We start from the raw sequence: 15,276 nt of genomic DNA on the forward strand, positions 1-15,276 counted from the left end.
CTCCCACCGGCCCACGGCGATCGGACACGCACCGGCCGTGAGGACTACGCTTCAGCAGTGATGGACACCCCTGTACCGCCCCGTGCCGCCGGCCCCGGGCCCCGCCGCCGTGATCGCCATGGTCGGGGCATGCGCGGCCCGATCGCACCGCCCCAGGTCCCGCTCGCGGCAAGCCGCGCCGATGCCTTCGCCGACCTGGTCCAGGACTCGGTGGAGCGCCTCGAACGCCGCTGGCCGCAGCTGACCGACATCGATTTCCTGGTCCTGGAGGTCCCCCGGCTCGACGGCCCCGGCCGCACCTGGAACGACGAGGCGGTCCCCCTGGGCGGCACGATCCCCGCCCGCGAGGGACGCCGGGCGCGGGTGGTCATCTACCGCCGCCCGGTGGAGATCCGCACCAAGGGCCGCGACGAGCGGGCCGCGCTGGTGCACGAGGTGGTCGTGGAGCAGGTGGCGGAGCTGCTGGGCCTCACGCCGGAAACGGTGGATCCCCGGTACGGGGAGGACTGACGGCGCCTGCCCGGCGGACCGTGCTGGGAGCCGCCGCCCCGGCCCTGAACAGGGCTTGTCCTCAAACGCCGGACCGGCTGACACTGCCTGGCCGGCGTCGAGCGGACGGTCCTACTTCTGCAGCACCGACAAGTCCTCATCCGCCTCCGGCACAGCCACCATCCCCCGGTCATCCGGCAGCGTCTGCACGGTGAACCCGGGCACGCCGCCCTCCGTCGCCGTCAGTGTCCGGGACGCGTACGCCGGTCCACCCGACACCGTCTCCACCGTCAGGGCGTAGGTGCCCTTCAGCCCGCTCGGCACCGGCACCTCAACTTCCTGCGTGGTACCGGACTTGACCGTGTACGTCTTCGACGCCGCCGTACCCCCGTCGCTCCCGGCCGACGCGGTCACCTTGACCTCCGCCGTGCCGAACGGCGCCGTGACGGACAGCGTCGTGCCCTTCGCCCGGTTGTCCACCGCCGTCGCGCGCGTACCCACCGCCCGAGCGGCCGGAACGAACGCCGTCTCCTGCTTGGCGCCCTTCCCACGAACCACCCGCAGCGCCGCCACCACCGGCACCGAGCGATCCGTAGGCGTCAGCACCAGCGACCCGGCCTCGCCCCGCATCACATCACCGAGATCCACCGCACTGGTCATCCCGGCCTTGACATGCAACGTCTCATTCCCGGCAGGCGTGATCAGCCCCGACGGCGAAGCCAGCCGCACCTTCAGATCCGCGTCCGCCTCCCCCGGCGCGAACGCGACCAGCCGCACAGCCGTGGCGTCCTTCGGAACGCCCGGCAGCACCAGGCTCCCCGCAGGGTCGACGGACGCTGCCAGCCAGTCCCCGCCGAGCTTGTCGTCCAGCGCCTGCACCGAGGCACCCACCCGACCGCTGCGCACACTCACATGCACGGTCACGTTGTCCTGCTTCTCACTGGTGAGCGTGGACAGGAGTATCGGCTCACCGGAATGCGGCTGGACCGTGATCCCCTCCCCCACCGTGGTCTCCAGGGCCCCGTCCTTGCCGTACAGCTCGACGTCGACAACGGCGGCGGAGTCATCGGGGTTCGTCAGATGCACATAGTCCGTGCGGTCGGCAGCGGTACTGGCCCCCGGAAACCAGAACTCCGTGTCCGGAGCGGTGCAGTTCACGCCCTGAAGTCCACGGCCCGTACCCGCCGCGACCTGAGTGGTCTCCTGCACGGTCCACCCGGGCGCGAACTTCCCGTCGGCGGTCCCGATGAGCGCGGGCGAGTCGGCCCCGGAGGCATCCCCGGTGACCGGCGCCCCCGGTTCCTTCACCTCCAGAACAGGCTTCTCGGCCTTCCCCGGCTTCTCCGCCTTGCCCCCCTTGCCGGCGGACAGCAGTTCCGCCTTCCCGCCGCTCCCCGTCCCCTTGGTGACAGGCGTGAAGGAGGTGTACGTCGTCTCGGCGAGGTCCGAATTGCTCGGCGCCGGACACACCAGACTCGAACGCTCCACCGGCAACTCGGCGGCCGCCTTGGCGGTGTTCGCCCCGGACGCGTCCGGCGACGAGAGCGCCGCGAACCCGGTGACGGCCGCGAGGGCGCCGGCGCCGGCGATCAGGGACAGGGTGGTGCGGTTCACTGCTGGCTCCCGTCGGAACGCTCACTGCCGTGCGGATGCTGCTGCGTCGGGTCGTAGCCGGCTTCGTAACCCTGCTGGTACGTCTGGTCGTACGAGGGGTCGTATGCCTCCGCCTGTGGCTGTCCGCCGTACGCGTAGGGGTCGTACTGACCGCCCTGATACGGATCGGCCTGATACGCCTGGTCATAGGTGCCGCCCGCCGGGTACTGCTGCCCGTCCTGGTACTGCTCGGCGCCGTAACCGCCGTACTCGGCACCCGCGTAACTGGGCGTGTCCCAGTCGCCGTAGGGCGTCTGCTGAGGAATCGGCGCGGCCGGCGCCTCCGAAGGAGGAGGTGGGAACTCCCCGTCCTGAACGCCCTCCTCGGCCTCGGCCTGGGCGCGCAGCCGCCGCGCCCGCCGGCCCTCACCGGCCATAGCCTCGGCCGGGACCGCCGGCTCCTCCGGCAGATCGTCGTCGACGTCACGGCGCCGTCCCGGCAGGGCCATCACCACCAGCACGACGGCGAGGAAGCCCTGCGCCCACAGCCAGACGGTGTGACCGATCGGGTCGTCGTAGGTGATGTCCAACCTGCCGCCCTCGGCGGGAAGCTCGAAGCCCTGGGCCCACCCGTCGACGGTGGTCGCAGTGAGCGCCTTGCCGTCCAGAGTGGCCGTCCACCCGTCGTCCGCACTGTCGGCGAGCCGCAGCACACGTCCGTCGGAGCCGCCAGGAATCGTGGTGTGGATCTCCACCGGCCCGGCGGCAACCGGCTCGGGCGCACCGGCACCAGCCGCGGCCCCGGCCTCGGCTCCCGCGACGATGGCCGCGCGTGACACCTGCCGGTCGATCCGCCACAGGGCGCTGCCGTTCTGCTCGCTCAGCCGCGACAGCCCAGGCGTGGCGTCCAGCACCCGTGTGACCTCACGCGGCGCGCCCTTGTGGACGAGGACATAACGCACCGCGAACGCGCCCAGTTGGTCGGCCTGGTCGGCGCCGGAACCGGCGACGAGGTTGGCGACGATCTTGTCGAGCTTGGCGTTCTCCCCGTCGGCCACGGCGAGTTCGGCGTCACCCAGGCGGGCGCCGGAGCCGCGGACCAGCATGTAGCCGACGTGGGCCGAGGAGTCGCTGTCGAGGACGAGGGTGCGGGCCTGGTCGCGGGTGTTGCTCTCCTCGGCGACGAACGCGGGCACCTGCACGGGGTCGCGCCGCTCCAGCGGCCCGTCGGCGCCGCGGATCATCCAGCCGGCGGCGACGAGCAGCGGGCCCGCGGCCGCGGCGAACGCGATCAGCGCGGCGACGGGCTGGCGCCAGCCGAAGCTCTGCTCGGCCACCCGCGAGCGTGCCCCGTCGGCGCCGAGCAGGGCGGCGGCCAGGAGGGCGATGCCGTAGACGAGGGTCGCGGGACCGGCCCAGGTGGAGCTGTTGGACAGGACCGCGAAGACGAAGCCCAGCAGGGCGACCACCCAGGCCGTCCGGATGCCCAGCTGACGCTCCGAGCGCAGCAGGGCGGCCAGCGCGGCCAGCACGACGCCGATGAGCATCAGCCCGCTGACGGTGCCGGGCCCGCCGGGGCTGACGCCGAGGAGGTCCAGGGCGGAGGCGGACGAGGCGCCGTACTCCAGGCCGGCCTCGCGGAAGAAGCCGAACGGAAGCAGCGTCAGCGACCAGGGCGCGAGAACCAGCAGGGGCACGCCGAACTGGGCCAGGAAGCGCAGGCCGTACGCGGTGATCTCGGTGCGCCGCACCACCAGCAGACCGATGCCGAGGATCAGCGCGATCGGCCAGATGATCGGCGTGAACGCGGTGGCGATCGTCAGCAGCAGTGCGTACGCCCAGGTCGCGCGCCAACTGCCGCGGGCACCGGAGCCGTTCGCCAGGCCGCTGGCCGCGATGCCCGCGCGTGCGATGAGCGGCAGCAGGACGGCGAGTACGGCGGTGCCGATGCGGCCGCCGGCGAGGGCGCCGGTGGCGGCGGGCAGGACGGCGTAGACGACGGCCGCCCAGGCGCGCAGGAGGCGGGACTCGACGAGCGGGCGGGAGGCGAAGTAGGCGGTGAATCCGGCCAGCGGAACCGAGCAGACCAGCAGGATCGTGACCGCCAGCCCGGTGGAGCCCAGCAGCGCGGAGGCGAACATCGCCACGATCGCGAGGTACGGCGGCGCGGACGGGGTGCCACCGGCGCCCACCGGGTGCCAGGCGTCCAGGTAGTGGGACCACAGCTCGCCGGACTCGGCCGGGGCAGGCAGCAACGCGCCGCCCGCGAGCGCGCCGCCGCCGAGGAGGTTGCGGCAGGCGATCAGCGAGACGAACAGCAGCGCCAGGAAGAGCACCGGGCCGGGCTTGCGGGCGATGCGCTTGAGGCGGGCGAACTGTTCTATCTCCAGGAAGTCCGCGTCGTCGCCGCCCGGTCCGGACTCGATCGCACTGCCGTGCCGCCCCGCGCCGGAGGCCGCCTCGGGGTCGGAGCTGCCGACCAGGCTGCCCGCGACCTGTTCGACGGTGGCCCGCACGGTCGCGCCGGGCGGTGGGAACAGCGCCCGCAGCTCGCCCTTGTCGATGACGGGACGCCCGCGCCTGCGCCGCCCGGCGATGATCCGCTCGGGGCGCAGCAGGGTGCCCATGAGGCCGCGGATCTCGTCGAGGGCCTGGCCGGGGACCTTGCCCACGAGGTAGGCGAGCGTCCGCAGGACCGTGCCGAACACCAGGCGCAGCAGCACCCAGGGCAGCGCTGCCGTACGGGTGTTGACGAGCAGGGTGTAGACGGCGCCCGCCTTGTCGACCTTGTGCGGGGAGGCGGAGGTGCGGCCCACGCAGTCGACGGTGCGGCGCTCTCGGGAGGACGCCTCGGCGTGTCGTACGACCGCCTCGGGGGCGACCAGGACGCGGTGGCCGGCGGCGGTGGCGCGCCAGCACAGGTCGACGTCGTCGCGCATGAGGGGAAGCCGCCGGTCGAAGCCGCCGAGCTGTTCGAAGATGTCGCGCCGGATCAGCATCCCGGCGGTGGACACGGACAGCACGGACCGCACGTGGTCGTGCTGGCCCTGGTCCTGTTCGCGGCGGTCCAGGCCGGTCCAGCGGCGGCCGGAGTTGGCGATGGTGACGCCGACCTCGAGGAGCTGGCGGCGGTCGTACCAGCCGAGGAGCTTCGGGCCCACGACGGCTACGTCGTCCCGCCCCAGCTCGTACTCGTTCTCCACGACGCGCAGCAGCTGGGCCAGGGCGTCGGGTTCGGGGGCGCAGTCGTCGTGCAGGAGCCACAGCCACTGCACCGGTTCCCCGTGGGGGAGTTCGGGCATGTCGTAGGCGTCGTCGCGCCAGGTGCGCGTGACGGGGTCCCAGCCGCTGGGCCGCTTCAGATACGTCAGCTCGTCCGGGGTGAGGACGGGTGCGGTGCGGCCGGCCTCCTCGACGGCCTGGCCGAATCCGGTGCGCCGGGCGAGGTGCAGTACTCGGTCGGCGCCGAGGGCGTCGGTGATCAGCTGCGCGGAGTGGTCCGCGCTGCCGGTGTCGGCCGCGACGGCGAACTGGACGGGGCGCTCCTGGCCGAGCAGCCCGGCGAGCACGTCGGGCAGCCAGCGGGCGCCGTCGTGGGAGACGAGCACCGCCGTCACCACATGACGCGGGAACTCAGGTGTGGCAGCGGAGTCGTGATGGGCTGCCGTGTGGCTGTGCACGGACATCGAGGTACGGGCCCCGGTTCGATGGACTGCGGTGGACGCCTGTGCCCCCAGGGGACACCGGGGCGTCTCGGACGAGCGACCACACTATCGGCTGGGCATCACGGCGGCCCGCCGCCTGTGGATAACCCACCTGCGACGGGCCGTTCGAGACCTGTTCGAGACGTATGTATGTGCGGTTGTGTCCGTGCGGATTCGGGCGCTCCGGCCTCGCCGCCCGGTCCTGCGGCTCGGCCCGCGACGGCCGGACGGCCGGTGCTGCGGTCAGACGGCCGCCTTCTTCAGCCGGCGGCGCTCGCGTTCGGACAGGCCGCCCCAGATTCCGAAGCGCTCGTCGTTGGCGAGGGCGTACTCGAGGCACTCGGAGCGGACCTCACAGGCGAGGCAGACCTTCTTGGCCTCACGGGTGGAGCCGCCCTTCTCGGGGAAGAAGGACTCGGGGTCGGTCTGGGCGCACAGCGCGCGCTCCTGCCAGCCGAGTTCCTCGTCCGCGTCGTCGACCAGCAGTTGCTGCACCAGCTCGGTCATGTGCGCCCCTCGTCTGTCTTTCGCGTCCCCGTGATGTAGCCGTTACCGATTTCGGCTGAACGACACGAGTGAAATTACAAGTGTGCTGCTCCGGGCGAGTCAAGCCGAGATCTGCTATTGAGCCCCTTATTCACTCTGCGGAACCAAGGCCTAGCGGAAAGTGTTCAAATCGGCATAAACCTTGACAGGCAGACGAGACCCGGGAGGGCCCCCCGCCCCGCACAGAGCCTGTACGGAAAAGGACGCTCACAAGTTCGATCTCGTTGCACACACACGCGGAAGCGAACCGGATCACAGTCGGATCACAGGATCACAACGACGCCCATGCGCCCGGTGGTGCGCCATGTGTCCCGGCCACCGCATGAACAAACCTTTCGCCTCGGAGATGAACCGGATGAGGTGAAACACGTCCCACATGACGGGCGTCGAGTTGACAGTCCGAGGTGCAAACCGCTGTCCTTGTGGGCATGCTCGCGAACTCGGCACTCACCTCGACCCGCACCGCCGGGTCCCACGGTGCTGCCCGCGCTCGCTGTAGCTGTTGCTGTCCCAGCTGTTGAGCCACACCTGCTCCAGCTGTAGGCCGAGTCACCCCTCTCTCGGCTGCCGTTCCCTCTGACCTTCCTTCACTGAGGAACCACCCCCATGAACAGCGACAGCGACCTCCAGATCGCCGGCGACATCCTCGAAGTCCCGCACCTCCTCCAGACCCCGCGCGAGCACCCGGCCACCGTCGCCGAGTTCGTCGGTCTGGCCCGTTCCATCGCCGCCGACCGGTCGCAGTGGGAGCACCTCGTCCAGTACGACGCCACCACGCGCTGGTACCACCGGCTGCACACCGGCCCCGGCTACGAGGTGTGGCTGCTGTCCTGGGTCCCCGGACAGGGCAGCGGACTGCACGACCACGGCCGCTCCTCCGGCGTGCTGACCGTCCTGGACGGCACGCTGACCGAGCGCACGGAGCGCGGCACGCGCGCGTTGACGGCGGGTGCGCAGCGGGTGTTCGCGCCGGGCTACGCGCACGACGTGGTGAACGACGCGCTGGAGCCGGCGGTGAGCCTGCACGTGTACTACCCGGGCCTGACCGAGATGCCCATGCACACCACCCCGGCGTGCGAGGCGCACACGGAACCGCGTGCCGTGACTGCCTGACGCGTTGTCGTACCCGCCTGCAAGACTTGCCCCCATGCGCATTGTGGTTCTGGCAGGCGGCATCGGTGGTGCCCGGTTCCTGCGCGGTCTGAAGCGGGCCGTGCCGGACGCGGACATCACGGTCATCGGCAACACCGGAGACGACATCCACCTCTTCGGGCTGAAGGTCTGCCCGGACCTCGACACGGTGATGTACACGCTGGGCGGCGGTATCAACGAGGAACAGGGCTGGGGCCGGTCCGACGAGACCTTCCACCTCAAGGAGGAGCTCGCGGCGTACGGCGTGGGACCTGAGTGGTTCGGGCTCGGCGACCGGGACTTCGCCACGCACATCGTGCGGACGCAGATGATCGGCGCCGGATATCCGCTGAGCGCGGTGACCGAGGCGCTGTGCGACCGGTGGAAGCCGGGCGTCCGTCTGATCCCCATGACCGACGACCGCGTCGAGACACATGTCGCGGTCGAGGTGGACGGCGAGCGCAGGGCCGTCCACTTCCAGGAGTACTGGGTGCGGCTGCGGGCCCAGGTGCCGGCCGAGGCGATCGTGCCGGTCGGGGCCGAGCAGGCCAAGCCGGCGCCGGGCGTCCTGGAGGCGATCTCCGAGGCGGACGTCATCCTCTTCCCGCCGTCCAACCCGGTCGTCTCCATCGGCACGATCCTCGCCGTGCCCGGCATCCGCGAGGCGATCGCCGACGCGGGCGTGCCGGTCGTCGGGCTCTCCCCCATCGTCGGGGACGCGCCCGTGCGCGGGATGGCCGACAAGGTGCTCGCGGCGGTCGGCGTGGAGTCGACGGCGGCGGCGGTCGCCGAGCACTACGGCTCGGGGCTCCTCGACGGCTGGCTCGTCGACACCGTGGACGCGGGCGTCGTCGAGCGGGTCGAGACGGCCGGGATCCGCTGCCGGGCCGTACCGCTGATGATGACCGACCTGGACGCCTCCGCGCAGATGGCCCGCGAGGCGCTGGCGCTGGCCGAGGAGGTGCGGGCGTCTTGAGCGAGGTGTCTGCCGACGGCTACCGGGTCTGGGCCGTCTCCGGAATTCCCGAGGTCCAGCAGGGCGACGACCTCGCGAAACTGATCGCCACCGCCGAACCCGGCCTCGCCGACGGCGACGTGCTCCTGGTCACCTCGAAGATCGTCTCCAAGGCGGAGGGACGCGTCGTCGAGGCAGCCGACCGGGAGGCCGCCATCGACGCGGAGACGGTACGGGTCGTGGCGCGCCGCGGCCTCCTCCGCATCGTCGAGAACCGGCTGGGCCTGGTGATGGCCGCCGCCGGCGTCGACGCCTCCAACACGCCCGCCGGGACCGTGCTGCTGCTGCCCGAGGACCCGGACGCGTCCGCGCGGGCGATACGTGACGGGTTGGGCGACGCCCTCGGCGTCGACGTCGGCGTCGTCGTCACCGACACCTTCGGGCGCCCCTGGCGCTCCGGGCTCACCGACGTCGCGATCGGCGCCGCCGGCATCCACGTACTCGACGATCTGCGCGGGGCGACGGACGCGCACGGCAATCCGCTCAGCGCGACCGTCGTGGCGACGGCCGACGAACTCGCCGCCGCCGGTGACCTCGTGAAGGGCAAGGCGTCCGGTCTGCCCGTCGCCGTGGTGCGCGGGCTGGCGCACACGGTGACCGCGGACCATGGGCAGGGGGCGCGGGCCCTGGTGCGCGGCGCCCGTGACGACATGTTCCGGCTGGGTACGTCGGAGGCGGTACGGGAGGCGGTGACCCAGCGCCGTACGGTACGGGCGTTCACGGACGAGCCCGTCGACCCCGGGGCCGTACGAAGAGCGGTCGCGGCGGCGGTCACCGCGCCGGCGCCGCACCACACGACGCCGTGGCGGTTCGTGCTGCTGGAGTCCGCGGAGTCACGGACGCGACTGCTCGACGCGATGCGGGATGCCTGGATCGCCGATCTGCGCCGGGACGGCAAGAGCGAGGAGTCCATCGCCAAGCGGGTGCGGCGCGGGGACGTGCTGCGCAACGCGCCGTATCTGGTGGTGCCGTGCCTGGTCATGGACGGTTCGCACACGTACGGCGACGCGCGGCGGGACGGCGCCGAGCGGGAGATGTTCGTCGTCGCCACCGGGGCCGGGGTGCAGAACTTCCTGGTCGCGCTGGCCGGGGAGCGGCTGGGCTCGGCGTGGGTGTCGTCGACGATGTTCTGCCGGGATGTGGTGCGCGAGGTGCTCGGGCTGCCGGAGGACTGGGATCCGATGGGGGCGGTTGCGGTGGGGCATCCGGCGGAGGAGCCGCGGGCGCGGCCGGAGCGGGATGCGGGGGGTTTCATCGAGGTGCGCTGATGGGTGCCCGGTGGCGTCGTAGGACCTCTCCGGCACTCGCCCCGGGCTCATAGGACTTCTCCGGCACCCACACTCGTAGCCGCTCCGCGGCGCTTACGCTCGTAGAACCCTCCCGTACCCCTAGGACCTCATCCGTGGCAGGACGTTTCGCCCAGCGGCCCACGCGTACGACCGTGCGCGGTGGGCATGTCGCCGTGCCCGGCGGGATACCGCGGCAGGCCCCGGCGCCCGCGCGCGTGCGTACCTGGGTGCCGGACGGGCCGCTCGAGCTCGGGCTGGTGCTGGGGCCCTTGCGGCGTGGGCCGGGGGATCCGACGTTCCGGGCGATGCCGGACGGGTCCGTGTGGCGGGCCTGCCGTACCCCTGGCGGGCCCGGGACACTGCGGGTCAGTGCGCGGGGGGCCGAGGTGCGGGGCGAGGCCTGGGGGCCGGGGGCCGAGTGGCTGCTGGAGCAGTTGCCGGAGCTGCTCGGGGCCGCGGACGATCCGTCCGTGTTCGTGCCGCGGCATCGGCTGGTGGCGATGTCCCGGCATCGGCGGCCGGGGCTGCGGCTGACGCGGACAGGGCTGGTGATGGAGTCTTTGATTCCGTCGATTCTGGAGCAGAAGGTCACCACCGATGAGGCGTATCGGGCGTGGCGGTTGCTGGTGCGGAAGTACGGCGAGGCGGCACCGGGGCCGGCGCCCGGGCGGATGTGTGTGATGCCGGATGCGCGGACCTGGGCGCTGATTCCGTCCTGGGAGTGGCATCGGGCCGGGGTCGACAACAAGCGCGCGTCGACGATTCTGCGGGCCGTGCGGGTCGCTGCGCGGATGGAGGAGGCGGTGCGGATGTCTCCGGCTCTGGCGCAGGCCCGGTTGGAGGTCGTGCCGGGGATCGGGCCGTGGACGTCGGCGGAGGTGGTGCAGCGTAGTCATGGGGCGCCGGACGCGGTGACCGTGGGGGATCTGCATCTGCCGGGGATCGTGGGGTTTGCGCTTGCCGGGGATCGGGATGCGGATGACTCCGTGATGCTGGAGTTGTTGGAGCCGTATGCGGGGCAGCGGCATCGGGCGGCTCGGTTGATTCTGTTGAGCGGGCGGGTGCCGGGGCGGCGGGCGCCGCGGATGCCTCGGGGGGATATCGGGCAGTTGTGATCTTCGGGGGCCTGCTGTGGTTGGCGCCGAGGGTTTTCGCCCCCGCCGCCCCTACCCGTCCCATCCTGAAGGGGCTTCGCCCCTTCGACCCCACCAGGGGGCTCCGCCCCCTGGTGCCCCGTCGGCCCTGAAGGGGCCTCGTCCTCAAACGCCGGACGGGCTGGAGGGGCCCCCGGCCCGCCTACAGATCCGGCGAAAACCGCACCGCCCCCGCCGGTATCCGCGCGTCGCACCACACCCGCATACCGTCCCGCAGCTCGTTGTCCGGGCCGATCACCGCGCCGTCGCCGATGACCGTGCCGGTGAGGACGGAGCGTTCGCCCACGCGGGCCCGGGTGCCGATGAGGGAGTCGGTGATGATCGCGCCGGGTTCGATGACGGCGCCCGGCAGGATGGTGCTGCCGAAGACGCGCGCGCCCCCGGCCACGAACGCGCCCTCGCCCACCACCGTGCCGCCGGTCAGCTTGGCGTCGGGGGCCACCGTGGCCGTGGGAAGGACCAGTCGGTCGCCGCAGCGGCCGGGCACCGCGGGGGACGGAGCGCGGCCCAGGACCAGGTCCGCCGAGCCCCGGACGAAGGCCGCCGGGGTGCCCAGATCGAGCCAGTACGTCGAGTCGACCATGCCCTGGAGGTGCGCCCCGGCAGACAACAGGTCCGGGAAGGTCTCACGCTCCACCGAGACCGGACGGCCCGCGGGGATCGTGTCGATGACCGAGCGCCGGAAGACGTACGCCCCCGCGTTGATCTGGTCAGTGACGATCTCCTCGGGGGTCTGCGGCTTCTCCAGGAACGCCGTCACCCGGCCCGTGTCGTCCGTGGGGACCAGGCCGTACGCCCTCGGGTCCGTCACCTTGGTGAGGTGGAGGGAGACGTGGGCTCCCGTCGCCTCGTGGGTTCGGACCAGAGCCCTGATGTCCAGTCCGGTCAGGATGTCCCCGTTGAAGATCAGGACCGGGTCGTCGGGCCCGGAGTGGAGCCGGGACGCCACGTTGCGGATCGCGCCGCCCGTGCCGAGGGGCTCCTCCTCCGTCACGTACTCCAGATGCAGGCCCAGCGCCGAGCCGTCGCCGAAGTACGGTTCGAAGACCTCGGCCAGATAGGACGTCGCCAGGACGATGTGCTCGACGCCCGCCGCTCTCGCTCTCGCCAACTGGTGCGTGAGGAACGGGACCCCGGCCGCCCGGACCATGGGCTTCGGCGTGTGCACGGTGAGCGGACGCAGCCGAGTGCCCTTGCCGCCGACCAGGAGGATCGCTTCTGTCACCTGTCGTCTCTGCTTCCTGCCGGGACCGGCCGAACTGTCTTTCGGCCGGCCAGTGTATGCAGACCGTTGTGCGGCGCCCTCGACGGCAGTGCGGTATTCCGCCTCTTGTCCCCCGACAGCGGTGAATACGACCTCAAGCCCCCCGTAGGTCCCCCCACGAGCCCCCATATATCCCTGAAACACCCAGTACGTCCAGCGCGGGCGGCCCAACTGGAGCGCCCGCGCTGGACAGTTCACGCCTTGTGCGCCCCCCGCCCGAACTCCCCGCCCCCGGCTCAACGCCCCTGGAAGCGGGCCGCCGAGGCGCGGGCCGAGCCGAGCTTGCGGTAGAGCTGCAATCCGGGGCACTCCGTGGAGAAGCCGTCCCGATGGCCGGAGATCACGTTCAGTCGTACGTTCTTTCCCTTTCGGTAGAGATTGCCACCGCCGGACTTCAGATATGTCTTTCCGCGCGGATTGGCGCCGTAGAGCCCCAGTTTCCAGGCCGTGAGCCGGGCGATGGCCCGCACCGCGGAGGCGGTCGGCTTCCTCGAGCCGTAGCTGCCGAGGACGGCGATCCCCATGCTGTTGGAGTTGAAACCGAGCGTGTGGGCGCCCAGGACCGGCTTCGCCACACCCCCGGCGCGGCCCTCGTAGATGTTTCCGCACTTGTCGACGACGAAGTTGTAGCCGAGGTCGCGCCAGCGCATGCTCTTGACGTGGTAGCGGTAGATACCGCGAATGAGCGAGGGAGCCTGCGTGCACCAGTAGGTGCCGCCCGACGCCGTGTGGTGCACGAAGGCCGCCTTCACCTTCTTCGTGTAGGCGAATCTCTTCTCCCGCAACCTCTCGTTCGCACCCCAGCCGCGCCGTGTGACGATGCGCGGCCGCGGCCCGATGTACGGCTTCGCCCGCTGCGCCTCGGTCAACTCGCCGCCGCGCAGGGCCAGCAGCTCCCGTTCGGTCTCGGCACGCCCCAACTCGGGGATCTCGGCGGCACCGAGGGGCGCGAGTTCGGCGTTGGCGGCCGCGGCGGCGAGGGCCTCGGAGGTGCCGGCGGCTCCCGTGGTGCCGGGGTTCAGTGAACCGGGGCGGGGGCCGGGGTCGCTCTGCGCGGGGGCGGGGTCGCCGGGGTCGACGAGTTCGAGGTGGAGGCCGGCAGGAAGCGGGGTGATGGCACCGGGGTCGACCGACGTGTCGTCACCGTCCTCCGGGCCCTCCTCGGGCTGGGGCTCGGCGGTCTCCGGTGTGACCCGTACCTCCACGCCGTCCGACTCCCCGACCCACAGGGGCGCCGTGGCGCCGCGCACCCGGCCGGAGGCGCTCTCGGCGGTGTCCGGGTCGGGGGCGTGTTCGGCGTTGTGCGTCTCCACGTCCTGCCAGCCGGACCATGTGCCGCCGGCGACCGCGCGGGTGCGGACCTGGACGCGGCCGTGCAGTTCGGTGTCCGCGTCGTCCCAGATGACGCCGACGAGGGAGAAGTGCGACACGTCCCGGCGGGACAGCCCCTGTTCGCCGGGGGCGGGGGTGCCGGTGACTCGGTCGTGGGTGAGGGGGGTGAGGGGCAGCGACTGGGTGCTGCCGGGGACGTCCGGCTCGGCGCCCAGGCGCCGCGTCGCCGGAACGGCGGCCACCGTTGCGCTCCTGGCGGCCTCCGCTCCGAGTGCCGCTCTCGCGGGCACCGCGACGGCGGGTGGGGTGAGCGGCAGGGTGAGAGCGGCCGCACACGTGACACCGATCGAGGAAGCAAGGAATCCACGCATGCTCCTGATGTTGGACATAGTCATACAAACCTGTCCATCGGGAAATTGACGGTACGTCGGCCTGCGATTCCGCCGAACCGGTGGCGGCCGGACGACCCGCAGGGGGGTGTGCGTCCGGGCCTGCGCGTACCCTTGCGCGGGTGAACGCCACCGATCGCACCCCTGCCGACCTGCTGCGTTCCGCGCTCGCCGCGGATGCCGGACGCCCCCTGGTGACCTTCTACGACGACGCCACGGGGGAACGCGTCGAATTGTCCGTGGCCACCTTCGCCAATTGGGTGGCCAAGACCGCGAATCTGCTCCAGGGCGACCTCGGGGCCGGGCCGGGCGACCGGGTCACGCTGCTGCTGCCGGCGCACTGGCAGACGGCGGTGTGGCTGCTGGCGTGTTCGTCGGTGGGGACGATCGCGGACGTGGGCGGGGATCCGGCGACGGCCGACGTGGTCGTGAGCGGGCCGGAGAGCCTGGAGGCCGCGCGGGCGTGCCGGGGTGAGCGGGTGGCGTTGGCGCTACGGCCGCTGGGGGGGCGCTTCCCGCAGGCGCCGGCCGGCTTTGCCGACTACGCGGTCGAGGTCCCCAGCCAGGGTGACCGTTTCGCCCCTTACGCCCCTGTCGATCCCGAGGATCCGGCCCTGATCGTGGCCGGTCGCGAGTTCAGCGCGGCCGAGCTGGTCGAACGCGCTCGGGCGGAGGCGCCCGGGCTGGGTCTCACCGGGCCCGGGTCGCGGATTCTCTCCGCCCTGCCCTATGACACCTGGGAGGGCCTCAACGCCGGCCTGTACGCGGCGCTGGCTACCGGTGGCTCGGTGGTTCTGTGCCGCAACGTCGACGCGCTGACCGAGGAGTCCCTGGCCAAGCGCATCGAGACGGAACGGGTGACGGCGACGGCGAGGTAGTTTCCGGGGCCGCGCACGTCCCGTGGCATCGGGGGTTTCTCGCCCCCGCCGCCCCTACCCGTCCCATCCTGAAGGGGCTCCGCCCCTTCAACCCCACCAGGGGGCTCCGCCCCCTGGACCCCCATCGGCCCTGAACGGGCCTCGTCCTCAAACGCCGGACAGGCTGAAATTACCTGGACCGGCGTCGACAAGTGCCCCCGCGGCGCGGCAGTCGCGTACGGCGGCAAGGGGACGTGCCGGGGGGTGTCCGCCCGCAGCGGCGGGCGTCAAGAAGCGTCACCTCTCTGCCCGACAGCAACCGCCCGACCGAGGACGGACACCCCCCGGCACGGCCCCGACCCACCCACCAAACCGTTGGCGCTACACAAGCCCCCACCGAACCCGCACAGGCGCCGCAGGCACCCCCCGCCCAACCGCCGGAGGCACCCGTCACCCATTCAGCCCCCCACGACCCACCCCCCACCCCCCATCCGCGCCATGGTCGTAAGAGCA

The 15,276-nt window shown here is 72.1% G+C and carries 11 protein-coding genes; 6 read left to right on the forward strand and 5 right to left on the reverse strand.

Going from position 1 to position 15,276, the window contains the following annotated elements; genetic code table 11:
* Nucleotides 1-60: 60 nt before the first annotated feature.
* Nucleotides 61-510 (forward strand): metallopeptidase family protein, encoded by a 450-nt coding sequence (locus ACZ7NC_RS04930; protein WP_471485368.1) that lies wholly within the window; start codon nt 61-63, stop codon nt 508-510.
* 111 nt (nt 511-621) lie between these two features.
* Here the strand turns inward: ACZ7NC_RS04930 and ACZ7NC_RS04935 are convergent, their stop codons facing one another.
* The 3 genes from ACZ7NC_RS04935 to ACZ7NC_RS04945 form a co-directional block, all read right to left on the reverse strand.
* Nucleotides 622-2,103 carry a DUF5719 family protein gene (locus ACZ7NC_RS04935; protein WP_471484952.1) on the reverse strand — a complete coding sequence of 494 codons (1,482 nt, stop codon included), beginning with the start codon at nt 2,101-2,103 and terminating at the stop codon, nt 622-624.
* Nucleotides 2,100-5,768 carry a glycosyltransferase family 2 protein gene (locus ACZ7NC_RS04940; RefSeq protein WP_471484954.1) on the reverse strand — a complete coding sequence of 1,223 codons (3,669 nt, stop codon included), beginning with the start codon at nt 5,766-5,768 and terminating at the stop codon, nt 2,100-2,102. Before ACZ7NC_RS04940 ends, ACZ7NC_RS04935 begins: the two co-directional genes overlap by 4 nt.
* Before the next feature lie 261 nt (nt 5,769-6,029).
* On the reverse strand, nt 6,030-6,293 hold the full coding sequence (locus tag ACZ7NC_RS04945; protein WP_003975777.1) for a WhiB family transcriptional regulator: 264 nt from the start codon (nt 6,291-6,293) through the stop codon (nt 6,030-6,032).
* A gap of 645 nt (nt 6,294-6,938) precedes the next feature.
* On the opposite strand from ACZ7NC_RS04945, the gene ACZ7NC_RS04950 reads away from it, so the two are divergent.
* From ACZ7NC_RS04950 to ACZ7NC_RS04965, 4 genes are all read left to right on the forward strand, one after another.
* Nucleotides 6,939-7,445, forward strand: coding sequence for a cysteine dioxygenase (locus ACZ7NC_RS04950; protein ID WP_471484955.1), 507 nt, complete (start codon nt 6,939-6,941; stop codon nt 7,443-7,445).
* 34 nt (nt 7,446-7,479) lie between these two features.
* On the forward strand, nt 7,480-8,439 hold the full coding sequence (cofD, locus tag ACZ7NC_RS04955; protein WP_471484957.1) for a 2-phospho-L-lactate transferase: 960 nt from the start codon (nt 7,480-7,482) through the stop codon (nt 8,437-8,439).
* Nucleotides 8,436-9,746 (forward strand): coenzyme F420-0:L-glutamate ligase, encoded by a 1,311-nt coding sequence (locus ACZ7NC_RS04960; protein ID WP_471484958.1) that lies wholly within the window; start codon nt 8,436-8,438, stop codon nt 9,744-9,746. Before cofD ends, ACZ7NC_RS04960 begins: the two co-directional genes overlap by 4 nt.
* A 134-nt stretch (nt 9,747-9,880) precedes the next feature.
* Nucleotides 9,881-10,882, forward strand: coding sequence for a DNA-3-methyladenine glycosylase family protein (locus ACZ7NC_RS04965; RefSeq protein ID WP_471484960.1), 1,002 nt, complete (start codon nt 9,881-9,883; stop codon nt 10,880-10,882).
* Nucleotides 10,883-11,063: 181 nt separating this feature from the next.
* Here the strand turns inward: ACZ7NC_RS04965 and manB are convergent, their stop codons facing one another.
* Nucleotides 11,064-12,146: a mannose-1-phosphate guanylyltransferase gene (gene manB / locus ACZ7NC_RS04970; protein WP_471484961.1), complete on the reverse strand. Its 1,083-nt coding sequence runs from the start codon at nt 12,144-12,146 to the stop codon at nt 11,064-11,066.
* A 275-nt stretch (nt 12,147-12,421) separates the two neighbouring features.
* Nucleotides 12,422-13,888, reverse strand: a complete 1,467-nt coding sequence (locus tag ACZ7NC_RS04975; protein ID WP_471484963.1) for a peptidoglycan recognition protein family protein — start codon at nt 13,886-13,888, stop codon at nt 12,422-12,424.
* Nucleotides 13,889-14,028: 140 nt separating this feature from the next.
* Here ACZ7NC_RS04975 and ACZ7NC_RS04980 point away from each other — a divergent pair, with 140 nt between their 5' ends.
* A complete protein-coding gene (locus tag ACZ7NC_RS04980) occupies nt 14,029-14,784 on the forward strand; it encodes a TIGR03089 family protein (protein ID WP_471484965.1) in 756 nt (251 codons plus the stop codon).
* Nucleotides 14,785-15,276: the final 492 nt, after the last annotated feature.

Source organism: Streptomyces sp. NPDC111802, assembly GCF_055634335.1.

Coding starts and splice junctions, on each gene's coding strand:
- ACZ7NC_RS04945 (WP_003975777.1), bottom strand. CDS start 6,293: ATGACCGAGCTGGTGCAGCAACTGCTGGTCGACGACGCGGACGAGGAA.
- cofD (WP_471484957.1), top strand. CDS start 7,480: ATGCGCATTGTGGTTCTGGCAGGCGGCATCGGTGGTGCCCGGTTCCTG.
- ACZ7NC_RS04975 (WP_471484963.1), bottom strand. CDS start 13,888: ATGCGTGGATTCCTTGCTTCCTCGATCGGTGTCACGTGTGCGGCCGCT.
- ACZ7NC_RS04930 (WP_471485368.1), top strand. CDS start 61: ATGGACACCCCTGTACCGCCCCGTGCCGCCGGCCCCGGGCCCCGCCGC.
- ACZ7NC_RS04950 (WP_471484955.1), top strand. CDS start 6,939: ATGAACAGCGACAGCGACCTCCAGATCGCCGGCGACATCCTCGAAGTC.
- ACZ7NC_RS04940 (WP_471484954.1), bottom strand. CDS start 5,768: ATGTCCGTGCACAGCCACACGGCAGCCCATCACGACTCCGCTGCCACA.